The sequence below is a fragment of the Burkholderia sp. 4NA327C6 genome (genome assembly GCF_005502655.1).
Lineage (GTDB): Bacteria > Pseudomonadota > Gammaproteobacteria > Burkholderiales > Burkholderiaceae > Burkholderia > Burkholderia contaminans.
The window spans coordinates 104,554-129,729 of sequence record NZ_SCNZ01000018.1 but is presented as its reverse complement, the minus strand read 5'-3'; the positions used below and the strand labels follow the sequence as shown (position 1 = coordinate 129,729).

The following is a 25,176-nucleotide window of genomic DNA, read 5'->3' as shown; positions in this document are numbered from 1 at the left end:
CGGTCAATAAAGCGACGCCGCGTGATCGCGCTCGATCAGCTGACGGCGCGGCCGCCCGGTGACCGTGTAGTAATCCTTGCGGAAACGCTCGATGTCCGTCACGACCCGGACGCGCCGCACGCGCGCGAAATCCGCGAGCCGCGGTTCGAGCCGCGCCATCTCGTCGCGCACCGCCGCTTCGTCGTGCGCGGACAGCACGATCGCCGCCGGCTCTTCGCGCCCTTCGCCGAACACCACGATGTCGTCGATCAGCGCGCTTTCCTTGTAGACCGTCTCCACCCACTCCGGCGAGATGTTGCGCGCCGTCGACAGGATGATCACGTGCTTCTTGCGGCCCGTGATGTACAGGAAACCATCGACGATCTCGGCGATGTCGCCGGTATGCAGGTAGCCGTCGGTCAGCTCGCACGACGTATCGTCCGAGTTGTAGTAGCCCGCGCAGAGCGTCGGCGTGCGCACGCGCAGCTCGCCATCGACGATCACCGGCACGATCCCGTCGAGCAGCGTCCCGGCCGAGCCGATGCGGCGCTGCCCCGGGTAGTTCAGCGAGATGATCGAACTGTTCTCGCTGAGCCCGTACGCTTCGTAAACCTGCACGCCGCGCTTGTCCAGCGATTCGAGCACGGTGGCCGGAATCTTCGCGCCGCCCGTGATGATGTGCGGATTGCGGCGGCCGAACAGTTGCGTCGTACCGGTCGACTCCAGCAACGCATCGGCCTCCTCGAGCAGCTTCGGCGGCAGGTACAGGAAGTTCGGATCGACGCGGGCGATCAGGTCCAGGTAGTCGCGCGCATTGCCGCTGCGTGCGCCGTACTCCGCGTAGTTCGCGGGCATCAGCGTCAGCGAGCCGCCGGACAGCACCGGCAGGAACACGCCGAGCACCTGTTCGATCAGCAGGCTCATCGGCACGATCGACAGGTAATCGAGCGGGCCGGCCGGCACGCGCTTCAGCACGTTCGTCACGAGCAGGCCGACCGCCTCGTCGCGGATCTTCACGCCCTTCGGCTTCGACGTCGTGCCCGACGTATGGATGATCCCGCAGATACCCGGCTCGATTCGCTCGCCGGTGGGTGCGCCCGCCGCGGGCCAACCGTCGCGCTCGCTCGCGGCGTCGATGCACGAGATGCCCGGCAGGATCGAGCCGATGCGTGCGGCGGTTTTCGCATCCTGCGCGAAGATCGCGGTTGCCTTGTGCAGCAGGCTGCCGATCTGCTCGTCGGAAAACTCGATCGGCACCGGCAGAAGCACCGCCTTCACGCGGAAAATCGCGAGCATCGTCGCGACCCACGTGTAGCTGGAGCGCGCGGCAATACCGAACACGAGGCCGCTGCAATCGCCGTACACCTCCTCCAGCTTGCCGGCGATCCGCGCGACGTCCGCGCGCAGTTCGTCCAGCGAGTATTCACGGCCGTCCATCTCCCGCACGACAATGCGGTTCGGCGCTTCGGCGAAATGACGTTCGATGAGTGCGCTGATCATGCGATTGCTCCCTTGCGATAGCTTTGCGCACCGAAGATGCGGCGCCCCGTGTCCGCGAGGCGGCGGCGGCCGTGCATCACGCGGCTGTTGTCGATCACGACGATGTCGCCCTTGTTCCAGAACAGGTCGTACGTATAACGGGCGGTCACGTCCTTGATTTCGTCCCACACCTCGAAATCGATGTCGGACCCGTCGGCCCACGTGATCAGCGGCGGTTCGTAGTTCACGCTCGGCCCGAGGAGCGAATTGCAGAACGCGCGACGGCCGGAGAAGCAGCTGGTGATAATCGCATCGGTCACACGCTCCGACGACACGAGAAACGGGTCGAGACGGCGATAATGCTGACCTCGAACGCGCTGGTTGACGACCTCGAGATGCGAGTCGTTCACTTCGTGCGCCGGCAGCTGCAGCTCGACGCTCAGGAAGCGTTGTACATTCGGCCAGGGAATGCGGCGCGAATACTTGATCTGGCGCTGCTCGAACAGGCGACGCACGGCCGGCGTCAGTTCGTGCAGCACGCGCTGCCCGTCACAGATCGTCGTCTCGGAGCCGACGCGAGCCGGCTCGAGGCAGTAGAACCATTGCAGGTCGGGCGTGAACGGCAGGTTGCCGTTCTCACGGTGCAGGCCCATTTCGAGCTCGCCGGCATCGATTTCGGCGGTGTTTTCCGTCGAGGTCTTGCGCGCCGGATCGAACGTGACGCGCGCCGAATGCTGGCTGACGAAGCGGTTGAAATCGTCGAGCGTATCCGCGAAATTGCGATAGATCACGACACCCGAATGGGCGAGCTGGTCGTACAACTGGGCGGTATCGACGAGGTCGATCGCCTTTTGACCGGGCTCGAGACTTTCGATCAACTCGAAGCCGAAACGCGGCAACGGTTTGTGCTGAACCTGCGCAGTGACTACGTCAACTACATCCATCATGGCTGCCTCTCAGTGTGGTTAGTCTTGTGTTCGAAGCACGGCTTCGTCGAACACTGACCAATCTACCGACACGGCCGGGCGCACCGTTTTAAAAATTAAATGGTGGATGTAAATTTTGTTTAGGGTCCTGCAAGGAAGCCGGGGTTTGCTTCCTCACCGGCAATAAACCGGACGGCGGCGATCGCCGGCCGGCACCGGCAGGTCGACGCTACGCGCGCGGCAATTCCCCCGGTTCGAGCGCATTGGCGCTCGCGAGATCCTTGAACAGGGTGCGCATGGTGCGGATGTCGGGGTTCTTTTCCATCGGCGTCGACCAGATCACGTCCAGCGTGAAGGTCGGGAAGCCGAGCGGCACTTCGCAGATCTGCACGGCCGGCGGAATCGACAGGTACTGGATCAGGCGCCGCGGCAACGTCAGGGCAACCGGCAGCCGCGCGACGATGTTCAGGCAGGCCTGATACGTGTTGGCGCGCGCGACGATACTGCGTGAGCGGCCGAGCTTTTCGAGCCAGCCATCGATCATGTTGCGCTCGGATACCCACGGCGTCGGGAACACGTGGTCCATGTCGCAGAATTCGTCGAGCGAGACGCGCGTCGACGGCGCGAGCTTGCGCGACGCGGTCAGACACACGAAGGTGTCGGAAAGGACCGATTCCCATTGCAGGTCGGGATGCAGCCGATGGTAGCCGGGACCGAAGCCGATCGCGAAGTCGATTTCGCCGGCCAGCAGCCGTTCCACCGGCAGATCGCGGCCGAGGCGGTCGACGATCAGCGAGGTTTCCCGGCCACGCTTCATGAACGACTCGAGCACACCCGGCAGCAACAGCAGCTCGAAGTACTCCGGCGCACAGACGCGCATCACGCGGCGTGTCGTGGCGACCACCTGGTCGTCATCCATGTCGGCGCAGTGGTTCACCGCATCGATCACGTTTCGCAGATAGGGCTCGATAGCCTCGGCCTTGGCCGTCGCGACGAGGCTGCCGTGATCGACATCGAAGAGCACGTCGTGGAAGCAATTGCGCAACCGCTTCAGACAATAGCTGACGGTGGGCTGGCTGATGCTCATGACCTCGGCGGTGCGGCGTGCGCTCTTGTGTTCGTACAGACACAGAAACACCATTACGTCTTGCAGGTCGAGTTGGCGCAATACGTTACTGTTGAGCACGATCTACCTCGTTGTTGTTGTCATTGGACTTCTTCCCGGTTCCCCTCGACGCCCGGGTCATACCGCGGCGATCATCGATCGCCCTTTCCCGCCACCTAACCGGCGTCGTCCTGCGGGAGTGCCTCACCCGGCAACGCGAGCAGCGCCTGCTTCAAGAGTGCCGCAAGCATCGTACGGCCATCGGCATCGAGCCCTCCGAGCAGCAGATTCTGCGTATCCACGTGCACGCGCACGGCCCGATCGATCAGCTCGAGGCCGGCTGGCGTCAACCGCACGGCCAGGCCCCGGCCGTCCTGTGGATTCGGTACACGCTCGACGAGGCCGGCCTGCTCCAGGCGCATCAACCGGTTCGTGATCGCGCCGGACGTGATCATGAGCGAGCGGTAAAGCTGCGTCGGCGACAGCTCGTACGGCTCGCCGGCACGTCGAAGCGTCGCCAGCACATCGAATTCGCCTTCCTTGAATCCAAACGGCGAAAGCGCCTCCGTACGCGCTTTCTCGCAGTGCTTGGAAAGCCGCGCGAGCCGGCCGAAGATCTCCATCGACGCGACGTCGAGCTCAGGGCGTTCGTCGCGCCATTGAGCCACCACACGGTCGACATGATCCTCCTTGGCCGACGCAATCATGAATGTCCTCGCATTTGAAGGGGTTCTCGGTGAGCGCTTGTCATCAATATATCTCAATATTAAGATAATCGCGAGAGCGCATGTTGGGCGCGACTACGGAGCAGACCCATGACAAAACTATCATTCGGAGACCACGATCTCTACTACGCTGATGTCGGCAGCGGCACGCCTGTCTTGTTGATTCACGATATGGGCAGTTGCGGGCGCGCGTGGGCGCGCCAGATGTCGTTCCTGCGTCAGGCCGGTTTTCGCGTGATCGTGCCGGACCTTCCCGGTCACGGCGCGTCGTCCTATCCGGATCGCATGCTCGATGTTCAGGCATTCGCCATCGGCCTGGAATGTCTGCTGGACCATCTCGGGCTGGAAAGCGCGAACCTGGTCGGCCTGTCACTCGGTGGCGCCATTGCGCTATCGATGGCGATCGACGCGCCGTCGCGGGTCGGTAAGCTCGTCATCTGCAACGGATTCTCGAACCTGGCTGCCGACGATGTCGTGCGCCGGTTCGAGCTGTGGAAGGCAGCGTTCCAGCGCGGCGACGGCGCGACGCGCTGGTTCGAGGAAATGTGGCCGTCATTGGTGAGCGCCGACTACGCTCAAACGGAAGATGGGGAGATCGCGTACCAGATCGGCCATGCCCATGCGGCAGGCGCCGATTCAGCCTTCCTCGCTCGCCTTTGCGACGAAATCGCGAACTTCGACGTGCGCAGAAGACTGAATCTCGTTCGCAGCGAGACGCTGGTTCTGCAAAGCGACGACGATGGCATTCACCCGGCGATCGAAGGCCAGCGGCTTGCCGCCATGATCCCGGGTGCGCGATTCAGTGCACTCCCGGGAAGCGGGCATCATCCGAATCTCGACAGCGCCAGGACATTCAACTGGGCGCTGTTGCGCTTTCTGTCGGACCACAACGAACTGGATGCAGCGCAAGTTGCCCCCCATTGAGACGATTGCCGGGGCGCGTCACGCCCACGAAAGCGAACGCGGGCCGCATGACCGCCGGCCCGCGTTTGCCTGCCCGTCGCGCGCTTATACGCGCCGCAACGGCCGGAACCCGGCACGCACTTCACGCGCAAACAGCTCCGGCTCCTCCCATGCCGCGAAGTGCCCGCCCTTGTCGACTTCGTTGAAGTAGATCAGGTTGTGATAGCTGCGCTCGGCCCAGCTGCGCGGCGCCTGGTAGATCTCGCCCGGAAACACCGTGATCGCGGCCGGCAGCGAGATGTCCACCGCGTTGAAGTTGTTCGAGTGATCTTCCCAGTAGATCTGCGCGGCGGACGTCGCGGTGTTCGTCAGCCAGTACAACGAAATGTCGTCGAGAATCTCGTCGCGCGGAATCGAGCGTTCGGGCACGCCGCCGCTGTATGTCCACTGCGAGATCTTGTCGTACATCCACGCGGCCTGCCCGGAAGGCGAATCGGCAAGCGCGTAGCCGACCGTCTGCGGGCGCGTGACCATCATCGCCGAGTAGCCGCAGTTGTCGCGATAGAAGGTCGCGAGCTTCTCGTACGCGGCCTTCTCCTTCGGCGACAGCGAAGCCGGCGCGGGCGCATCGGTCGCGAGCAGCGTCGCGATATCCAGCGGCACCGTCGCCGGCATGTTCACGTGAATCCCGACGAGGCCCTGCACGCGCTGCATCGCCATCCGGTGCGAGATCACGGAGCCGCAATCGCCGCCCTGCGACACGAAGCGCGTATAGCCGAGCCGCGCCATCAGTTCGCCCCATGCGCGCGCGATGTGGTCGGAGCCCCAGCCCGTCTTCGTCGGCTGGCCCGAGAAGCCGAAGCCCGGCAACGACGGCACGACCACGTGGAATGCATCGTCCGCGCTCGCGCCGTGCGCGGTCGGGTCCGTCAGCGGGCCGATCGCCTTCAGCAGCTCGAAGACGGAGCCGGGCCAGCCGTGCGTCATGATCATCGGCATCGCGTTCTCGTGCCGCGAGCGCACGTGAATGAAATGAATGTCGAGCCCGTCGATCTCGGTGATGAACATCGGGAAACCGTTCAGGCGCGCCTCGCCCTTGCGCCAGTCGTAGTCGGTGCCCCAGTAGCGCAGCAGCGCCTGCATGCGCGCGAGCCGCACGCCCTGCGATTCATCGGCGACGGTCTCGCGGCCCGGCCAGCGTGTCGCGGCAATGCGGCGGCGCAGGTCGGCCACGGCGTCATCGGGAATGTGCGCGGTGAACGGGCGTATGCCGCTCGCGCCGGTCGCCGCATGCAGCGCGGTGGGCAGCATCGCCGAGACCCCGGCGGCCACGGAAGTGGCCAGCAGGTGGCGGCGCATCGGGGAAAACGGTGTGGAAGACATCGTTCGGCATCCTTTCGTGTAGTGGAAAGTGAAGATGCCGCGCGCGGAGTCGCGCCCACGCTTTCGATCCGGCGCGCCCTCGTCACGCGGCGTCGCCCATTTGAAAGGTCTGATGTATCCCGTATTTGTCTGATTTGTACGCGTTTGTAGCGGCTGCACCGCGAGCGGCCGGCCCGCGCCGCCGCTCGCTCGCCGACGCGATGCTCAGAGCGCCTTGACGATCGCGCCGTCGACGCGAATGTTCTGCCCGGTGATGTACCCCGCGCCGTCCGACAGCAGGAACGCGACCGTCTTCGCGATCTCGCCGGTCTTGCCGAAGCGGCCGGCCGGAATGCGTGCGACGATCTCCGGCGTTTCCGGCCAGCTGTCGATGAAGCCCGGCAGCACCGCGTTCATCCGGATGTTCTCAGCCGCATAGCGTTCCGCGTACAGCCGCGTCCACGCGCTCAGCGCCGCGCGCAGCGCCGACGAAACGGGCATCGGCTGCTCGGGCGCATCCGCCGCGAAACTCGAGATGTTGACCACCGCGCCGCCGCCCTGCTTCTGGAAGATCGGCGTCACGCGGCGCATCACGCGCACCACGTTCAGCAGGATCAGGTCGAGCCCCGCGTGCCAGTTGTCGTCGGTGATCGCCAGCAGTTCGCCCTTCGGCGGGTGCCCGGTGTTGTTCACGACCGCATCGATGCGACCGTAGCGCGCGACCGTTTCCTGCACGAGCCGGTCGATGTCGGCCTCTTCCGTCACCGAGCCCTGGATGCCGAACCCGCCCAGTTCCTCGCCGAGCGCCACCGCGCTGCCCGACGGCGACATCAGCGCGACGCGATAGCCCGTCGCCGCCAGTTCGCGCGCGATCGCTGCGCCCATGCCCTTGCCTGCCGCCGTGATCAACGCTACTTTTTCTACAGTCACGATGTGCTCCTCGTTCGAATCCTGCCGCCGCGCTGCCGCCGTTCGGCGCGCCATGGTGGTAATGTAGGCGCATCCATCCCGACTGTCGAACCAGTATTTCTGCCTCCAGCCGATAGTTTTTCTACAGCCTGACGATGCCGCCTCGCCCCTCCCGCCTGCCGCCGCTCAATGCGCTTCGCGCGTTCGAAGTGTCCGCGCGGCACCTCAATTTCCGCGCCGCCGCCGACGAGATCGGCGTCACGCAGGGCGCCGTCGCGCAGCAGGTGCGCCACCTCGAAGACGTGCTCGGCCTGAAACTGTTCGAACGCCTGCCGCGCGGCCTCGCGCTGACGCACGACGGCGCCGCGTATTTCTCCGACGTGCAGCGCGCGCTGCACGCGATCGCCGACGCGACCGACAAGCTCGTGAAGCGGCGCGCCGCGCTGACGATCAGCACGACGCCGTCGTTCGCATCGAAATGGCTGATCCCGCGGCTCGCGCAGTTCACCGATGCGCATCCCGACTACGACGTGCGCGTGATCGCCGACCCGCAGATCGCGACGTTCCGCCACGACGGTGTCGATCTCGCGATCCGCTACGGCAAGCCGCCGTTCGGCAAGCATCTCGCCACGCATGCGCTGTTTCCGCTCGACGTGTGCGCCGTATGCAGCCCTGCGCTGCTGGCCGCGCCCGCGTCGCCGCGCGCGCTCGCGGGCCACGTGCTGCTGCACGACGCACACGACCTGTGGCCCGAGTTCCTCGCCGCGATGCCCGAACCTGTCGACATCGATCCGCACAAGGGGTTGCGCTTCAACCAGACGTCGCTCGCGATCGATGCGGCCGTCGCCGGCCAGGGCATCGCGCTCGCGACCGATCCGCTGGTCGAGCGCGACATCGCCGCGGGCCGGCTGTGCAAACCGTTCGATTTCGCGTTTCCGCTGTCGGTGGGGTTCTATCTCGTGTATCCGGCCGAGCGGCGCGACGACGATGCGATCGTCGTCATGCGCGAATGGATGGCCACGCAGGCCGTGTCGGACGGGCGCCCTTGAGCGGGCTTCGGCAGCGTCAGGGTGCGACCCAGCGGCCTTCGTAGCCGCCTTCATGCAGGTCGAACACCGCGCGGCGATGGCCGGCGCGCGCGAGTTCGAGCCAGTCGAGACGCGTCACGGTCACGTGAAGCAGGCAGAAGTTGTCATAGCCGTCATCGGTCGATGCGGCGCTGCCGACGTGCGCGGCTTCCGGCGACGCGACCGGCGTACCCGGCGGCAACGGTGCGCGATACAGCAGCAGCGTATGCGGCCGGCTCGATTGCCAGATGGCGCGCCGTTGCGCTTCGTCGTCGCAGATCGATGCCGCACCTTCCACGCGAATCTGCACGAGCGCATCGAGATCGCTGGCGACGAGCGCGATGCGCGGATCGCGGCGCAGCTCCGCGACCTTCTCCGAACGCGCATCGGTATGAAACGACAGCACGCGATCGGCGCGGCTCACCTGGCGCAACACGATCGTGCGCACCTTCGGCGCGCCGTCGATGCCGAGCGTCGCGGCCTGCAGCATCGTGAACGGCGAGCGTTGTGCGCTCACGCCGGATTCGAGGCAGGACCACAGGCGCCCGTAGGTTTGCGCGAGTGATTCGGAAATGAAGTCAGGCATGACGAAGCGGCGATCGTGCAGGTTGCGATCGCGCCAGCTTAACCGTTTGCCGCGGCGACGGCACGCATGCGGCGCGCCGGCCGTCGCCGCGCGGCTCAGTTGTAGCCGAGTACGACCGGTGCCGCGTCGCCGAGGTCGGCCGCCGGCTCCGCGCCGAAACGGCCGAGCACGTCGGCCACATACTGCGGCCCCGCGCTGATCTGCGACGACCGGTGCGCAACCGGCCGGCTATCGCCCGCGCCCGGCGCTGCGCGCATCGTTACCGTGTCGTTGACGGTGATAGTCATGTGGGTGTCTCCTCACGCGGCCAGCGCCGCACCATACGCGCGCACGAGGCGCGCCACGCCTTCCCGGATCGCGTCGACGTCCGGCGCGGCGAACGACAGGCGCAGCGAAGCCGCGTCGACGTTGTCCGCGAAGAACGCCTTGCCCGGCACGAACACGATCTTGTTCGCGATCGCCTGTTGCAGCAGCACGTCCGACGACACCGCGCCGATCCGCGCCCACACGAACATCCCGCCTTCGGGACGATGAAATTCGATCGCATCGCCCAGGCCGGCGCGCAACGCGTCGCACATCGCATCGCATTTGCGCCGGTACGCGGCCGTGATGCGCGGCAGATGGCGTTCGAGCGCACCGTCGGCCAGATACTCGGCAGCGGTCGCCTGGGTCCACGGCGTGCTGCACAGATCGACCGTCTGCTTCGCGATCACGCAGCGCCGCGCGATCTCGGCCGGCGCGATCGTCCAGCCCACGCGCAGCCCGGGCGCGACGATCTTCGACAGGCTCGCGAAATGCACGATCCAGTCGCGCGCGCCGTCCACTTCATCGGCGAGCGCGAGCATCGACGGCACGGCTTCGCCCGCGAAACGCAGGTCGCCGTACGGATCGTCCTCGATGATCAGGAAACGGTATTGCACTGCCAGACGCAGCAGCTTCAGCCGGCGTTCGCGCGTGAGCGTCGCGCCCGTCGGGTTCGCGAAGGTCGGGACCGTGTAGAGCAGCTTCGGTTGCGCGATCGCGCCGGATGCAAGCTGTTCGCCGAGACGATCGACGTCGAGGCCCGCGCCGTCGACCGGAATCGTCACGATGCGCGCCTGCTGCAAGCGCATCGCCTGCAGCGTCGCCGGATAGGCCGGCTGCTCGGTCAGCACGACGTCGCCGGGCGACACCATCACGCGCAGCAGCAGGTCGAGACCTTGCTGCGAGCCGGTCGTGACGAGCAGTTCGGCCGGCGTGCACGCGACGCCGCGGCGCCCCATCAACGCGATCAGTTGCTGCTTGAGTTCGGCGAGGCCGTCGGTCGGGCCGTATTGCAGGCAGCGCACGGGCTGCGCGTACGCGCGCTCGGCTGCGGCGTTCAGGCCGTCGACGTCGAACAGGTCGCTGGCCGGATAACCGCCCGCGAACGAAATCATGCCCGGTTCGGACAGGTACTTGAACAGTTCGCGAATCGGCGAGCCGGCGGGATTCTGGAATGAGGGAGTGAACGCGTACATGTCGTCGTGAGCTGGATGGCGCGGACGGCCGGGATAGCCGCCGAGTGCCGTCCGCCAAGGCGCTTCTTGCGCCGCGGCGGTGAAATCGAGCCACGATTGTCGATAGTCATTAAGGCCGCGGCAAACGATATCTATGCACTAGGTCTTGCGGTTTGGTCATCACATGGGGCACGGGCGGGCGCAGCGAAACGCGCTGTACGCCGGCGTTTCGACACAGGGTTCCGCGCGAGTGTTGCCGGCCGAAAGCCAATCCGCCCGATCGTTTCGCCATGCGCTCACCCGGCCCGCCCCGCTTGGCCGGAATACAGCCGGATCAGTGCGCCGGCCCCGCAGGCGCGGGCGGCGGCGGCTTGGGCTTCCACGTCGAGAGCGCGCGCGTGAGGTCGTCCGACACGTAGTGCGGGCCGTCGAACAGATAGACCGGATAGCCGTGATACGCCACCAGTTGCTTGCTCAACTCTTCGGCGCTGGCGGCCCGAAACCCGCCCCGCTCGGCAGGCCGGAACGCCTCGGCGATCACCCGCACGCGTTGCTTGCCCAGTTTCGAAACGAGTTCGTCGAGGTAGCTGCGCGCGACGTACGGCTCGCGGGCATAGACGCCGCAGCCGTCCTGGAAGAACACGCCGACGTCCGCGGGCAGCCATGCCGCGAGCCAGTCCGCGAGCGTCTTTCCGCCGATGTTGGTCTGGTCGTACACGCTCACCCAGAGCGGGCGCGGCAGCCGTTGCAGGATCGCGGCGAGCTTGGGCGCGTCCTGCCAGGTCGGATCGATCTCGACGGGGAAGTAGTAGCCGGCGACATGCAGCGGGACCGCTGCGCGCGCCACCTCCAGCGACTGGTCGGCGAGCGTCGACAGATGGGTGCGCGCGCGTTTTTCGTCCTGGTAGCCGGCGAGCCCCAGGATCACGTTTCGGGCCCATGGCTCACGACTGATACGTTCCCAGTCGGGAAGGTGCGCGGCAGGCTGGATGCGGGTGTTGGCGATGAACGCGGTATCGTCGACGACGGTCCACTGAATCAGCAGATCGTGTATGCCGAGCATCTGCCAGTTGCCGACCGGATTGGTCGTCGCGTTGTCCACCTGCCAGACGATGCCGTCCGCGTGCACGTCGTGCGCGGTCCAGCTGCAGGCGGCCACGACGAGCGATGCGCCGATCGCCGCGAGCGTCGCCGCGCGAGGCGAACGCGGCGCGTCGGTAAGCGGGCCTGGCGGCGCTGCAAGCCGAAGCCGGCCCATGCGCTGTCGAATCCTGCGCCAGGCCGGTATCGCATACGTGGTCATCGCCGGCTCCCCGGAAGCATGCCTGCGCGTCATCGTAGCCGATCGAACGCAAACGTGCGACCCGCGTTGCCGATGCGGGTCGCACGGGGTTGTCGCCACGTCGGCGTCACTTGGCCGTCGTGCCGTCCACCCACTTGTAGCCGAGGTTCGTGATGCCGGTAATCATGCTCTGGAAGTCCTGGTACGCCGGCAATCCGAGATCGGGCTCGAGCCAGTACGGATGGAAGAAGAAGGACGCGAAACCGTCCCGCACCGCCAGGCCATACTGCGCGTTGGTCACGATCTGCTGCCACGTGTACGTGATGCACGAGAACGGGTCGACATTGCAGATGTTGTACTGCACGCTGCCCAGGTTCTCCGGAATGATCCGCTGCCCGTAGTAATCGGCGTTGATGATGTACGGGAAAAACTGCCCGGCGGAAAAGTCCTGGTTGGCGGCACCCGTTCCGAGCTGAGGATTGGCCGACGTGTAGTACACGGCCCGCTGGAACGTGGTCGGGAACGTGAGCGCTGTCGCCGACGACGCAGCCGGCGACATCTGGTACTGCGGCGCAGCCCAGCCGACGACCTTGTAGCCGTTGGTCGTGAACTCCGCCAGGCCATCGGCCATTCTGCCTTCCGCCCACGGGATGGAGTCCTCATCGACCGGGCGGTTCTGCACCGCGTACCAGAACTCGTAGTCGCTGCCGCTGACTGCATTCAGCAGGTTCGGCGTCGAATCGTACTGGTGCGTGTAGCCGTGCATCACGATCGAGCCGCCGCGCAGCAGTGCGTAATTCAGTGCTCGCTTGAGGCCCGTTGCCTGCGCCAGATGGATCGTCTCCGGCACGCCGCCGTTGTAGTAGCCGTTCGGGTCCGTATACAACGGAATGGTTGCCATCGTGAACGGGATCTTCTTCGAGTACATGTAGTTCGTCAGCAGCTGCATCGAACTCGTCGTGGTATACGCGTCGAGGTCTTCCAGGCGGACGAGCGCACGATGATTCACTGGTGCGTTGGTCTGCAGGATGTCGTGCAGGATGTCGCAGATCACCAGGTAGCGGTCCGTCGGGCCGATGTAGGAAAACGGCATGTCCGCGAAGTACCAGAAGTTGCCCGAGCGCATGACGTAGGGCGCGGTTGCGCCGCTCTGGCTGTTCTTGATGGTGACGAGCGCCTGCGCCTTGGTGGCATCGACGACCTGGGTCAGGCCGACATCCGGATCCGCGCTGACGGCGCCGGTCGACGCGTTGTACGCGTAGTACTTGACCATCGGCAGGTTCTTGTACGTGACCGTGTCGTAGAAGCCGGGATTCGGGTTGCTCGCCGAAGGCGTCGCGTTCATCCCCGCGAGGCCCACGAAGCTGAAGCCGAAGGTCTGGTTGAACGTGTAGGCCGTATTCCAGGCCAGTTGCCACAGGTTGTACTTGAACCAGACCACCGTCTTCTTGGTGGTCATCACGTCGCTCATGAACGCGGTCGGAATCGGGTTGTTGTAGTAATCGCCGATATAGAACGTCGCGTCGTGATTTCCGACCATGCCGGCCGTGTAGTTCTGGATCGGAACCAGATCGACCGTCGTATTGAAGTGACCCAGCAGGTTCCTCAGCATGATGCTGTACATCAGGCCCAGCTTCGAAAACGGATCGTTGGCCGGATTGTCGTACAGGATGAGCGTATGGGCGGTGGTGGCCTGCGCGTGCGCGGTGCCCGGCAAGGTCATTTGCGCGAGTCCCGCAAGCAGGGCGATGACGAGCAAAATCTTTTTCATGGCCGTTTCTCCCTATTCACGTTCCACATTGCCGTTGGATTTCTTGACGGACTTCTTGCTGAACTTCGGGCGGCCCGTTTCCTTGTACGCCTTTTCCCAATCCTCGTCGGACATGCCGGCTTTCACGTTGACGTGCGCCGATCCGTTCGGCAGCGGAGGCGGCTTGATCTTCTGGGCAGAAGAATTACTCGTCTGCTGCGCACCCACGTCCTGAAGGCCGACGGCGAAGACGAGCGTCGTGATCAATGCGACGATTGATCCTGCGGCACTCAACCCGTTTCGAAAAGATTGATTGCGATGCGAAGGCATGATTTTCATCCTTTGATATGCAAAATAAATTCATCTCGTTAGCGAAACGAGCACGTCGAATCACCATCCGGAATCGGGGCGGCATGTCGTGAAGCTTTTGATACGCAATTGAAACCAGACAAATAAATCCGGTAGGAGACGGTTTTACTTTCAAGCTAAAACCGTACCATCGGTCGCAAATGGGCATAGCGCCGAGGCGCCGAAATTGGCGCATCGGGGCCGCGTGAAAATGCGTCGATAAAACGTTTCAGGCGTGCAACGCGGCGGTGTCACGAGTTTGATCGGACAAACACGCGAAACCCGTTCATGTGCCCAGCCGAAACCCGTCGTGCCCCACGCTTCGAGGATCGCGATGCGACGATCGTCGTGGATCGCACGCTCGCATGCACAACGATGACTGACGCGCTCGATCTTCGGTTCAACGCCAATTCATCCGGGTAGCCGCCACCGGCATCGCGTGACGAATTGCGGCGAGCGCCGGCCGTGAACGTGCCGAGGGTCGGAAAACGATGTGTCATCGGGTCGATCGACCGCGTGTTTCAGCACTGAAACATTTGGCACGGATTCGGCGGGCCGATCCCGTGCGGTGCCCCGCGACGCACCCCAACCGCAAGGGTCGCGCAGCGATGGCGCACGACTTGCTACATGAGCAGCAGGATGCGGAGTCGGTGCGCGGGGGCACTGCGGTTGCGTCGGGTGGAGAGCGGCTGCAAGCGTCGAAGCATGCAGGGTCGTAGGCAGGCAAGCAGGATACGGGCGGTCAAAAAGTCATCCACTGAACACGTTGCATCGCTCGCGATGTGACGAGCCCACATCGGGAAAGCCCGCTTGCCGGCAGGGCTTGACCGGGCGGCGGTAATTCGCGTGGCGCAAGCCTCGAAGTGGACGTGACGGGGGCGACGAGGACGGCGAAAGTTTCGTCTTGCGTCGATACGAGGGGGAATGAATAAAAACAAAACATAACAGCGCGGAAATAAATGATGGATAACATGATTTGGAGTGCATATTTATATGCACTTAACCTTGTCGCCATTGTCACCGCAATCGTCATCCTGGTGAGCACCCTAGATGACCTCACGCTGGATGCCTGTTACTGGTCCTTTGAAATTCGTCGCATCCTGCGGCGGGAAAAATCGCAAACGGTTGATATCGGCATGCTGCGCGCGCTGGAAGAGCGGCATCTGGCGCTGATGGTGCCGGCGTGGAAAGAATATGACGTGATCGCCAAGATGATCGAAAACACGTTGGCGACGCTCGAGTACGAGCGATACGTGATATTCGTCGGCACCTATCACAACGATGCCGAAACCACGGCCGAGGTCGAACGGATGGTCCGCCGGTATCCGGGCAGGGTCACGCGCGCGACCGTGATGAACGACGGGCCCACCTGCAAGGCGGATTGCCTGAACTGGATCATCGAAGCGATCCTGCGCTACGAATCGGTTCATCACATTCAGTTCGCGGGCGTCGTGATGCACGACTGCGAGGACGTCATTCATCCGGTCGAACTCAAGTACCTCAACCACGCGGTGGCGGATAGCGACCTGGTCCAGCTGCCCGTGTTGTCGTTGCCGCGGAAATGGAACGAATTCGTCGCCGGCTGCTATCTGGACGATTTCAGCGAAACGCACCAGAAGGACGTACCGGTGCGCGCCCGGCTGACCGGCATCGTCCCGGGCGCGGGCGTGGCATCGTGCTACAGCAGGCGCTCGATCGAAGCGGCGATGAAGGAGCGCAACGGCGCGCCGTTCAACACCAGTTCGCTGACCGAGGATTACGACTTCAGCTTCCGGCTGAGAGACCTCGGGATGAAGGAAACCTTTGCGTGCATTCCGTTGACGGGAATCACGCGTGATGCAGCGGAAAAGCGCGCACCGGGTGGCGACGTCAATCGAAACCTGCTGGCCACGCGCGAGTACTTTCCGAAGACATTTCGTACCGCGTACCGTCAGCGCACGCGCTGGATCCTCGGCATTGCCTTTCAGGGCTGGGAGCAGCTCGGCTGGAAAGGCAACCTGCTCACCCGCTACATGTTCTTCCACGATCGCAAGGGCATCGTGACCTCGCTGTTCTCGGTCGTTGCCTATGCCGTGCTGGTCAACTTCCTGTTGCTCGGCGCGCTTCAGAGAGCCGGCCACGTCATCCCGAATGGCGCCTCGGTCGTCATGGCGAGCCACTGGGTCGCACCGCTCTTGTGGATCAACACCGCGATGCTGTTCGCACGCGCCGGGCAGCGCTTCCACTTCGTCAGCAAGCTGAACGGCCCGACCCAGGGGCTGCTCTCGATTCCGCGGATGTTCGTCAACAACCTGATCAATTTCTACGCGGTTTGCCGCGCGTGGCGCATCTATATCCGCCATCTGGTGACCGGCAAGCCCATCGCGTGGGACAAGACCAGTCACACCTATCTGTCGAACGAAGCGCTCGGGAAGATGCGCCTGAAAGTCGGCGAGATCCTGGTCGGCTGGGGCGTGGTGACGCTGGAGCAATTGCAGGCGAGCCTGGAGAAGCAGCTGACCTGCGGCAAGCGGCTCGGGGAACTGCTGGTCGAAGGCTGCGCGATATCCGCCGAATCGCTGGCGGATGCGATCGCCGAGCAGGCCGAGCTGCCCCGCGTGAGCCTCGGCAACGTCGCGGTGGGCCACTTCGCGGATTCGCTGGCATTCGAGCTGCAGTACGCGTACCGCGCCGTCCCGTTCTCGACCGCGGACGACGGCACGTTGAACGTCGCCGTCGGGCGGCCGCTCACGCAGGACGAACAGGATGTCGTACGGCGGGGAGCCCGATCAAACGTGGCCTACTTCATCGCATGCGATGCGGAGATTGCCGCCGAACTCTCCCGGCACTCGCGCTTCGTCGAACTCGCTCACATACGCGACGGCGACCCGGCAGCGCAGCAGGGTGCTCCCGTGCAAAAACCCTCGGGAGAACAGGCATGAAGCATTCGACACGCCCGATTGCGGCGGGCCTCAGGCGCTGCGCGCGGTTGAGCGCACTGGCGATCGCCATGTCGCTGGCCTGGCAGGCGCCGGTATCCGCCGCGCAGCAACTGACACCCAAGGCCTACAAGCTCGCCGACAGCGCCTACAAGGCCATCAATGCCGGGGACCTGCCCCTCGCGGAGGTGTATGCGACGCGCGCCATCAAGATTCAGCCCGGAAGCGAACAGCTCGGGCTGCTGCTCGTCGACGTATACAGACGTGAAGGCAAGGTCGACGAAGCGGACTCGATCGTGGATTCGCTGATCGTTCGTTTTCCGAAGAGTGCGGCGGTACGCGCGCAGCATGGCTACCTGGCGCAGCGTCAGATGCGCTACGACGTTGCCTGCAGCGATTTCGCGGCCGCCGTTGCGTCCGGGAACTGGAGCCAGGAACAGCAGCGCAACCTGCGCCTTGCCTGGGCGGACAGTGCGCTCGCGGCGAAGCTTCCGCACGAAGCCGGCATCGCGCTGGCGCCGCTGGCCGATGAAAAATCGGCCGTGATCCAGGTGCGCATCGCGCAGATGAGCCTGCAGGCAGGCGACCGCGACACCGCCATCCGCATGGCCGACCTGGCGGCCGGCGACGCGACGACCGACGGCGAGCGCAACATGGCCGCGTCGATCGCGGCGCAGGCGCGGCAGGAAGATCAGGCCGCCGAGGCGCCGGTCGACAATACCGCGCAACAGAAGTTGCAGGAGGCCTATGACCTCCTGCGCGACCACAAGGATCGTGAGGCGCTCGACGCATTTCAGGCGGGATTTTCCGGCGGCGCCGGCAATGCGATGAACTACGCGGACGCGGGCTACGCCGCCAAGCGGATCGGGCTGAACCAGGAGTCCATCGATCTGTTCGAGCACAGCCTCGACGCCGATGAAAACGAGCACACCTTCGATGCGCAGCACAAGTTCGGCTATCGGCGCGAGGTCGAGCAGCTTCAGCGCAGCTGGGGTTTCGTGCTGAGCGCGCCGTACCAGTCGGCCGCGTTCGGCCCGCAAGGCACCATCAGCGTGTTGCAGCCGGGCGTGGAAGTGTATTGGCAGCCGCCGAAGATCGGCTATCAGAACGGCCGCATCTTCCAGTTCTTCGTACGCGGATACGGCACGGCCTACGACGGATCGGGCAACACGACCGGACTGCCGACCGTGCAGGGTTCGGTGGGCGCGCGCTACAAACCGCTGCCCGACCAGAACGTCGTGCTGACCGCCGAGCGGCTGTTCCACGTCGGCAGCCTGTCGATGACGGACTGGCTGATGCGCGTGGGTTATTCGTCGGAAGGCGGGACCGACCTGAGGGTCACCGAGCCGAGCTGGCGCAGCTGGCAGGCGTATGTCGAGGGCGCCTACTTCATCAGCGCGGGGCGATACATCATTTATTCGGAGTTGCGTTACGGGCACACCTGGCGTTTGCCGATGATCAGCGATCGGCTGACCATCTACCCGCATGCCGCGGTGGCCGGCGATCACGACAATCGGCAGCCGGACAAGACGGCGATCGGCGCCGGGCCCGGCATCCAGTTTCGGTACTGGTTTCGCGAAGGCCGATATAGCGCGCCGGCAAGCTATCTGGATGTCACGGTGCAATACCGGTTCGGGTTGACGTCAGCGGCACGCGCACGTGGTCTCGTGGTACGCGCGACATTGTGGTTCTAGCCATCGACGCTGACGCTTGATCTTGAACGACGCTTTTCGCTTAGTTGGGCGACTTGAGCGGAAGGATCGTTTGACGCAACAGCTGGAAGTACGAGCTCGTCGAATACGGGAGCATTTGCTCGACGTAGTTCCACCAGAAGAATCCGCCGATGAAACGCGGATCGGTCATGCTGTTGACCATCGGGTAGTACGTCTTGATCAGGTTCTGCTGCACCGACGCCGGCGCGGCGGTATCCGAGGTGCCGATTTCACCGAAGCCGACCTTCGCGTTCGGGAAGATGCTTTCCAGCGCCGCGAAATCGTTCTTCCACGACGGATTCAGCCCCGGGCAATCCTGGTACGGGTAGTAGCTGAACAGTGCGTAGTCGGCTTGCTGGCGGACCGTCGACGACAGGAAGGTGGTCGGCCACGTCTTCCAGTAATCCTGCGGCTTCTCCCAGCAGTTGGTGCCCTTGCTGTCGTCGTTGTAGTACAGCGTGATGGCCGTCTTGCCGCCGTTCGATTTGACGATCTGGTTGGCCGCGGCAACCATCTGGCCGATCTGCTGCTCTTCCGAGTTGACCACGCTGTTCGTGCCGCTCGGGTCGTTACGCAGCCATTCGCCGTTGATTTCGTTCGCGATCTCCCAGACGTCGACGGTGTTCTTCAGCTGCGACACCAGTTCCTGCGTTCTGGCCTTGTACGTGGCGAGATCTGTCGGGAAATAGTAAGAATCGTAGACTTCGCCCATCACGTACGCGACGGCATGCAGGCGCAGCAGCGGTGCGTAGTAGTCGGCGGCCGACGTGCCCGGGTCGAACACGACACGCACGGTGGGCTTGTACGGCAGGTTCTGCAGCGACGCGACGATGGCGTCGAGCTTGGTCAGGTCGTCGAGGGTCACGCCGTAGACGGGATTCTTCAGAGGTTCGACCTGGGCTTGGGCGGACTGGGATAAAGGCAGGAGCCCAGCATAAGCAACGCATGCGGCGATGGCCGTGCGCGAGAGATTTTTCGTCAGTCTTTTCAAAACGCTTTCCATCCTAAAGTAAGAAGAAGCGCGATTTTAGACGAAAATAAAAGGCAATTATCGGAAGATATCGAAAGTGGCGAGCCCTAAAAAGATCGTTAGGATCGGTATCAAAAAGGGATGCGGCAGGGTGTCGCGCCGAGCAAGTTGTTACGTGATACTGATTAAATGCACTGCAACTTCGATGCCGGGATGTGGCGGGTGCGCGTCAGGGTAAAGCCGAGGTCCGGCTCTGCGTGCAAACGATTGCCGGCGCCCGACGGTGCCCGCTGCCAACCGCTACCGACACATGCGGCTCGACGACACGAAGCACCCGCCACACTCGTTCACCAGGCAGCCGGATAGCGGAACCCGCTACCGCCCGGATTCCGCTACACGGCGCCTCGCGGGGCCGCCACCGCCCCGCTTCCATTGCCTGCTCAGGCAGATGCGTTGCGATTCGCCTCGATCACCGTCAACGCGGCCATGTTCACGATCCGTCGCACGGTCGCGCTCGACGTCAGGATGTTCACCGGCGCGTTGACGCCCAGCAGGAACGGCCCCACCGCCACGTTGCTGCCCGCCTCGGTCTTCAGCAGGTTGTACGCGATATTCCCCGCATCCACGTTCGGGCAAACCAGCAGGTTGGCGGCACCCTTCAGCGGCGACATCGGCAGCAGCTTCGACCGCAAGCCCTCGTCGAGCGCGCAGTCGCCATGCATCTCGCCGTCCGCCTCGATATCCGGCGCCTGCTCCCGGACGATCTCCAGCGCCCGGCGCATCTTCACGCCCGACGCCGCGCTCCCCGACCCGAAGTTCGATCGCGACAGCAACGCCGCTTTCGGCGTCAGGTTCAGCCATTCCATCTGACGCGCCGCGGCGATCGTGAATTCCGCGATCTGCTCCGCGTCGGGATTGTCGTTGACGTGCGTATCCACCAGCGCGACCGTCCGCTGGTCGAGCAACAGGATGTTCATCGCCGCATAGGTCGACGCACCCGGCTTCTTCCCGATCACCTCGTCCACGAACCGCAGGTGGTTGTGATACTCGCCCACCGTCCCGCAGATCATCCCGTCCGCATCGCCGAGCCGCACCATCATGGCGCCGATCAGCGTCAGGCGGCGGCGCATCTCGACCCGCGCCATCTCCTTCGAGATGCCGTCCCGGCAGCGCAGCTCCCAGTACTTCGTCCAGTACTGCGGGAAGCGCTCGTCATATTCCGGATTGGTCACTTCGACATCCTGACCGAGCCGGATCCGCAGGCCGAATCGCTCGATGCGCGCCAGCAGCACTTCCGGGCGCCCGACCAGGATCGGCCGCGCCAGCTTCTCGTCGACGATCACCTGCACCGCGCGCAGCACGCGCTCGTCCTCGCCTTCGGTAAAGACGATCCGCGCCTTGCCGCCGTCGCGCACCAGGCGACGCGCCGTCGCGAACAGCGGCTTCATGAACGCGCCGGAATGGTAGACGAATTGCTGCAGTTGCTCGACGTACGCGTCGAGATCGGTCAGCGGGCGCTTCGCCACGCCGCCCTCCATCGCCGCCTTGGCCACCGCCGGCGCGATCCGCACGATCAGGCGCGGGTCGAACGGCTTCGGAATCAGGTATTGCGCGCCGAACGATACGTCGTACGCGCCGTAGGCCGCCGCGACGACTTCGTTCTGCTCTTCCTCGGCCAGCCCGGCGATCGCGTGAACGGCGGCGATCTCCATTTCACGGGTGATCGTCGTCGCGCCGACGTCCAGCGCGCCGCGGAAGATGTACGGGAAGCAGAGGACGTTGTTGACCTGGTTCGGGTAGTCCGAGCGGCCCGTCGCGATGACGACGTCGTCACGCGTCGCATGCGCCAGTTCCGGGAAGATTTCCGGCGTCGGGTTGGCCAGCGCGAGAATCAGCGGGCGCGGCGCCATTGCCTTCAGCATGTCGGCGGTGAGGATGCCGCCCACCGACAGGCCCAGGAACACGTCCGCGCCGCCGATCACGTCGGCCAGCTTGCGCGCATCGGTTTCCTGCGCGAAGCGCGACTTGGCCGGGTCCATCAGCGTGGTCCGGCCGCGATAGACGACGCCTTCGATGTCGGTCACCCAGACGTTTTCGACCGGCAGCCCGAGGTCGACCAGCAGGTCCAGGCAGGCGAGCGCGGCCGCACCGGCGCCCGACGTCACGACCTTCACCTCCTTGATGGACTTCCCGACCACCTTCAGCCCGTTGATGAACGCGGCGGAGACGGTGATGGCGGTGCCGTGCTGATCGTCGTGGAAAACCGGAATCTTCATGCGATCGCGCAGCTTCTGCTCGACCGTGAAGCACTCGGGCGCCTTGATGTCCTCGAGGTTGATGCCGCCGAAGGTCGGCTCGAGACCGGCGATGATGTCGACCAGCTTGTCCGGATCGGTTTCGTTGATCTCGATGTCGAAGACGTCGATCCCCGCGAACTTCTTGAACAGCACGGCCTTGCCTTCCATGACCGGCTTGGACGCGAGCGGGCCGATGTTGCCCAGGCCCAGCACGGCCGTGCCGTTCGTGATCACGCCCACCAGGTTGCCGCGGCTCGTGAAACGGTGCGCCTGCAGCGGATCGGCGGCGATGGCCTCGCATACGCCCGCCACGCCGGGCGTGTACGCCAGCGCGAGATCGCGCTGGGTCACGAGCGGCTTGCTGGCGACGACCGAGATCTTTCCCGGGGTCGGAAATTCGTGATAGTCGAACGCGGCCTGCTGCTGTGTCTCAGTCTGTTTCATGTTTTTCGATCCGGGCACGGGCGCCAGGCCAGTCCCGGCGCGATCCATGAAGATGATTCTAGGGATCCGCCATAAGGTGATGATTCTGTTTTAATATCGGCCCATCACTTTTTCATGATGAATACGTGACCAGTCAATGACTTTTGACGCAAACGACGTGGTCAGGCGGCTGGGCGCCCGCCTGAAGATGCGGCATCTGGTGCTGTTGCTGCAGATCCAGCAGCACGGGTCGCTGACGCGCGTCGCGGAGCACATGGCCAGCAGCCAGCCCGCCGTGACGAATGCGCTGTCCGAGCTGGAGAGCATGTTCGGCACGCCTTTGTTCGAGCGCTCGTCGCGCGGCATGCGGCCCACCGCGCTCGGCGCGGTCGTGCTCGAACGGGCGAAGGCGATGATCAAGGATCTCGACCACCTCGCCCGCGAGATGGAGGCCGTCGCCGCCGGGCATGCGGCCCACCTGCACATCGGCGTGATCCCGTTCATTTCCGGGCACATGCTGTCGGCGGCGCTCAAGCGGCTGCAGGCGCGCATGGAAAGGCGCCTGACCGTGACGATTCACGAAGGCACCAGCGATCAACTGCTGATGCAGCTCAGGGATCACGGCGTCGACATCGTGATCGGGCGGGCCTCGTCGGCGATCGACCTGGGCCAGGTTTCCTTCGAAGTGCTGTACCAGCAGCAGCCGCGCGTGATCGCGAGCCGGCGCCTTGCCGCGAAACTGGCCCGCACCGCGCTCGACTGGCACAAGCTGCACGCGCTCGACTGGATTCTCGGCGCGCCGCATACGCCGATGCGCGAACAGGTGACCGACCTGTTCCTGTCGGCCGGCATCGCACCGCCCGTCCCGATCGTCGAAAGTTACTCGTCGAAGCTGATCGGCGAGATGATCGCGTCGAGCGACGAGGCCGTCTCGATCGTGCCCGCCGATATCGCGGAAGAACTGGTGCGGATCGCCGGCGTGGCGATCGTGCCGTACTCGCTGGTGTGGACGCTTCCACCCATCGCGCTGTTTACCCGCGCCGCCGATTCGCGCTCGCCCGCACGGGATCTGCTCGTCGACGCGTTGCGCGAGGTTTGCAGGGAGACTTACGGGGACGCGCAGCGGTAGGCGGCTACTTGCCGGCTGCGAGGCGCCGCAGAATTTCCGCACGCTCGGCGCTCAGCACATGGTCCGAGCCCTCGCCGCGGTCATAGCGCTTGGTTGTCCGGTACGAAAACCGCTTCCTGTACAGGCTGGTCGCGGGATCGAACACCCACGCGTCGACTTCGAAGAAGTGCTTGCCGAAATGATCCTCGTTGTCGGCCCACACGAAGTCCGCCCGAACGAACACCGGATAGGGCGACACGTCCGGCACCTTCCACATCGCGCGGTCGGCCGACTCCGTCTGGGTGACTTCCGGCATCAGGTTCTCGATCCTGCCGTTCGCGCCGTAACGCAGGATCGCCACGCGCTCCAGCATCCCGCTGCCGCCGCCCGAGAACATCCCCGAGAAGAACACCCAGGAACCGCCCGACGCAATCGGCAATCGTTCGGACCGTGGCATCAGTCCGAACTGGTAAAACTCCTTCGGCGAATTGGGAAGCGGCGCTGGCGGCATCTGGAAACACGGCGCACGCTCGGGAAGCACGCAGAGTTTCGCGCCGGACAGCGGGAGCCCGTCGCTATCCGTCCGGCCCTCCGTCTGGGTGAAACGCGGGAAGGCCAGTTCGCCGGAGGCGGCTTGAACACCGGTAACGCCAACGACGGAAAGGCCCAGGATCACCCCAAGCGTTTTACGGAACCCGCGCATGCACCTGCCCTCTTCTCTCATGTTTTGACAGGCGCGAATTGTCGATGATCCGGCCGGTTCTGTCGAATGAGCGTGCTTGTCGTGGCGTCAGGTACGACAGAGAGCTACTCAGCCGCCCTTTCGTACAGTGACCAGACGATCCCGTCCGGTTTCAACCCGACGCGAATGAAGCCCAGCGACTCGTAGTAAGCGCAGAGCGTCACGTTCTCCACGGCGCAATCGAGTCGAACGAAACGCCGGTTCAGACTGCTCACCTTGCGCCCGCACCAGTCGAGCATGAAGCTGCCGAGCCCTTGCCCGTTGAACCCTTCCCGCACGCACAGCCCGTGCACATAGCCGGCGATCGGTTCCTGCGGCCCCCAGTGCGTGTCCTCGTCGAAGGCGAGCGAGAACGTTCCGGCCAACGCGCCGTCCACTTCGACGACATACACGTCCTTTTGCGACACGTTGTTGCGTACCCACGCCTCGGAAAATCCGTCGCCTTCCTTGCCCCACACATGGTCGTCGTATGTGAGCTTCTTCGCGTGCGCGTCATTCCGGATCTGCGTCAGCGCCGGTACGTCGTCCGCCGTTGCCCTGCGGATGCTTCTCGGGGTCATCGCTCGTTTCTCCGTTGAGTCTTCATGTCGTGGCTCGAACGCCGCCACCTTGCAAAGGCGCGACGCGCTTATGAAGAAGCCACTGCCTGGAACCAGCGCGTACACGGGCCCGTATAAATGAGCACGGTGGCGATCGCATTCGCGAAAAAGCCCACTTCGATCAGACTCACCCTGAAAGGAGGTCCCACCACGATAAAGGCCAGCGTCGTGATGATCGTGAGCACGAGTTCCAGCATGCGCGCCAGCTTCTGTCGCTGGCAGAGGCCCACGATCAGGCTGGCGTTAAAAAAAAGCCAGGAGCCCTGGACTATCGCAACCAGCAAGATGCCTTGACGCATGAGCACGGCCTTGGCCGCGGATACCTGGCCTGCCTGATCGAAACCCATCATCACGAGCCAGACGGCGAATCCGACCTCGATGAGCCAGACAATCGTGAAGAGCGCGATCGCGTGACGGATCTGCTGCGGCGCATCGACGCGAAACGCCGGCATTGCCTTCAATTTGCTGATTGGCATCGTCTCTTTCAGGAAGCCTGCGCCTCCCGCCC

Annotated in this window: 22 protein-coding genes; 5 read left to right on the top strand and 17 right to left on the bottom strand. The window is 64.3% G+C overall.

The features are described from left to right. Positions 1–3: 3 nt before the first annotated feature. The 4 genes from FFS49_RS19965 to FFS49_RS19950 all read right to left on the bottom strand — a co-directional run bounded on the left by FFS49_RS19965 (position 4) and on the right by FFS49_RS19950 (position 4,196). Positions 4–1,479, bottom strand: a complete 1,476-nt coding sequence (locus FFS49_RS19965; RefSeq protein ID WP_071333174.1) for an AMP-binding protein — start codon at positions 1,477–1,479, stop codon at positions 4–6. Continuing rightward, the gene (locus FFS49_RS19960) at positions 1,476–2,405 is read right to left on the bottom strand and encodes a TauD/TfdA family dioxygenase (protein ID WP_105817297.1); all 930 of its coding nucleotides are present in this window, start codon (positions 2,403–2,405) and stop codon (positions 1,476–1,478) included. Before FFS49_RS19960 ends, FFS49_RS19965 begins: the two co-directional genes overlap by 4 nt. Before the next feature lie 208 nt (positions 2,406–2,613). Then, positions 2,614–3,570, bottom strand: coding sequence for a LysR family transcriptional regulator (locus FFS49_RS19955; protein ID WP_039354309.1), 957 nt, complete (start codon positions 3,568–3,570; stop codon positions 2,614–2,616). Positions 3,571–3,665: 95 nt separating this feature from the next. Further along, on the bottom strand, positions 3,666–4,196 hold the full coding sequence (locus FFS49_RS19950; protein WP_105817298.1) for a MarR family transcriptional regulator: 531 nt from the start codon (positions 4,194–4,196) through the stop codon (positions 3,666–3,668). A 108-nt stretch (positions 4,197–4,304) separates the two neighbouring features. Between FFS49_RS19950 and FFS49_RS19945 the strand changes: the two genes are divergently transcribed. After that, positions 4,305–5,138, top strand: coding sequence for an alpha/beta hydrolase (locus FFS49_RS19945; protein WP_105817299.1), 834 nt, complete (start codon positions 4,305–4,307; stop codon positions 5,136–5,138). An 84-nt stretch (positions 5,139–5,222) separates the two neighbouring features. On the opposite strand, the gene FFS49_RS19940 is transcribed toward FFS49_RS19945, so the two are convergent. Further along, positions 5,223–6,500 (bottom strand): epoxide hydrolase, encoded by a 1,278-nt coding sequence (locus tag FFS49_RS19940; protein ID WP_105817300.1) that lies wholly within the window; start codon positions 6,498–6,500, stop codon positions 5,223–5,225. Positions 6,501–6,704: 204 nt separating this feature from the next. Next, positions 6,705–7,409, bottom strand: coding sequence for an SDR family oxidoreductase (locus tag FFS49_RS19935; RefSeq protein ID WP_039354670.1), 705 nt, complete (start codon positions 7,407–7,409; stop codon positions 6,705–6,707). 134 nt (positions 7,410–7,543) lie between these two features. Between FFS49_RS19935 and gcvA the strand changes: the two genes are divergently transcribed. Further along, entirely contained in the window at positions 7,544–8,437 is an 894-nt protein-coding gene (gene gcvA / locus FFS49_RS19930) for a transcriptional regulator GcvA (protein ID WP_039354300.1), read from the top strand. A 16-nt stretch (positions 8,438–8,453) separates the two neighbouring features. On the opposite strand, the gene FFS49_RS19925 is transcribed toward gcvA, so the two are convergent. The 6 genes from FFS49_RS19925 to FFS49_RS19900 all read right to left on the bottom strand — a co-directional run bounded on the left by FFS49_RS19925 (position 8,454) and on the right by FFS49_RS19900 (position 13,881). Next, the gene (locus FFS49_RS19925; protein ID WP_105817301.1) at positions 8,454–9,041 is read right to left on the bottom strand and encodes a pyridoxamine 5'-phosphate oxidase family protein; all 588 of its coding nucleotides are present in this window, start codon (positions 9,039–9,041) and stop codon (positions 8,454–8,456) included. A 95-nt stretch (positions 9,042–9,136) separates the two neighbouring features. Next, positions 9,137–9,328, bottom strand: coding sequence for a hypothetical protein (locus tag FFS49_RS19920; protein ID WP_105817302.1), 192 nt, complete (start codon positions 9,326–9,328; stop codon positions 9,137–9,139). 12 nt (positions 9,329–9,340) lie between these two features. Continuing rightward, positions 9,341–10,540, bottom strand: coding sequence for a PLP-dependent aminotransferase family protein (locus tag FFS49_RS19915; protein ID WP_105817303.1), 1,200 nt, complete (start codon positions 10,538–10,540; stop codon positions 9,341–9,343). Between the two features lie 313 nt (positions 10,541–10,853). Continuing rightward, the gene (locus tag FFS49_RS19910; protein ID WP_224755711.1) at positions 10,854–11,777 is read right to left on the bottom strand and encodes a hypothetical protein; all 924 of its coding nucleotides are present in this window, start codon (positions 11,775–11,777) and stop codon (positions 10,854–10,856) included. Between the two features lie 151 nt (positions 11,778–11,928). Next, complete coding sequence (locus FFS49_RS19905; protein ID WP_105817305.1) at positions 11,929–13,572, bottom strand: DUF2334 domain-containing protein; 1,644 nt, start codon at positions 13,570–13,572, stop codon at positions 11,929–11,931. Positions 13,573–13,584: 12 nt separating this feature from the next. Further along, the gene (locus FFS49_RS19900) at positions 13,585–13,881 is read right to left on the bottom strand and encodes a hypothetical protein (protein ID WP_171026796.1); all 297 of its coding nucleotides are present in this window, start codon (positions 13,879–13,881) and stop codon (positions 13,585–13,587) included. A gap of 980 nt (positions 13,882–14,861) precedes the next feature. Between FFS49_RS19900 and FFS49_RS19895 the strand changes: the two genes are divergently transcribed. Together FFS49_RS19895 and FFS49_RS19890 are read left to right on the top strand one after the other, a co-directional pair. Further along, positions 14,862–16,820: a glycosyl transferase family protein gene (locus tag FFS49_RS19895; RefSeq protein WP_224755712.1), complete on the top strand. Its 1,959-nt coding sequence runs from the start codon at positions 14,862–14,864 to the stop codon at positions 16,818–16,820. Between the two features lie 47 nt (positions 16,821–16,867). Next, the gene (locus FFS49_RS19890; RefSeq protein ID WP_224755713.1) at positions 16,868–18,511 is read left to right on the top strand and encodes a bacteriophage N4 adsorption protein A; all 1,644 of its coding nucleotides are present in this window, start codon (positions 16,868–16,870) and stop codon (positions 18,509–18,511) included. Positions 18,512–18,551: 40 nt separating this feature from the next. Here the strand turns inward: FFS49_RS19890 and FFS49_RS19885 are convergent, their stop codons facing one another. Together FFS49_RS19885 and FFS49_RS19880 are read right to left on the bottom strand one after the other, a co-directional pair. Continuing rightward, complete coding sequence (locus tag FFS49_RS19885; RefSeq protein WP_105817309.1) at positions 18,552–19,532, bottom strand: hypothetical protein; 981 nt, start codon at positions 19,530–19,532, stop codon at positions 18,552–18,554. Positions 19,533–19,939: 407 nt separating this feature from the next. Continuing rightward, positions 19,940–22,240, bottom strand: coding sequence for an NADP-dependent malic enzyme (locus FFS49_RS19880; RefSeq protein ID WP_105817310.1), 2,301 nt, complete (start codon positions 22,238–22,240; stop codon positions 19,940–19,942). 136 nt (positions 22,241–22,376) lie between these two features. Here FFS49_RS19880 and FFS49_RS19875 point away from each other — a divergent pair, with 136 nt between their 5' ends. After that, a complete protein-coding gene (locus FFS49_RS19875; protein ID WP_105817311.1) occupies positions 22,377–23,348 on the top strand; it encodes a LysR substrate-binding domain-containing protein in 972 nt (323 codons plus the stop codon). Positions 23,349–23,352: 4 nt separating this feature from the next. On the opposite strand, the gene FFS49_RS19870 is transcribed toward FFS49_RS19875, so the two are convergent. The 3 genes from FFS49_RS19870 to FFS49_RS19860 form a co-directional block, all read right to left on the bottom strand. After that, positions 23,353–24,030: a hypothetical protein gene (locus FFS49_RS19870; RefSeq protein ID WP_105817312.1), complete on the bottom strand. Its 678-nt coding sequence runs from the start codon at positions 24,028–24,030 to the stop codon at positions 23,353–23,355. Positions 24,031–24,134: 104 nt separating this feature from the next. After that, complete coding sequence (locus FFS49_RS19865) at positions 24,135–24,629, bottom strand: GNAT family N-acetyltransferase (RefSeq protein ID WP_039354271.1); 495 nt, start codon at positions 24,627–24,629, stop codon at positions 24,135–24,137. A gap of 68 nt (positions 24,630–24,697) precedes the next feature. After that, positions 24,698–25,144, bottom strand: coding sequence for a hypothetical protein (locus tag FFS49_RS19860; protein WP_105817313.1), 447 nt, complete (start codon positions 25,142–25,144; stop codon positions 24,698–24,700). Positions 25,145–25,176 lie beyond the last annotated feature (32 nt).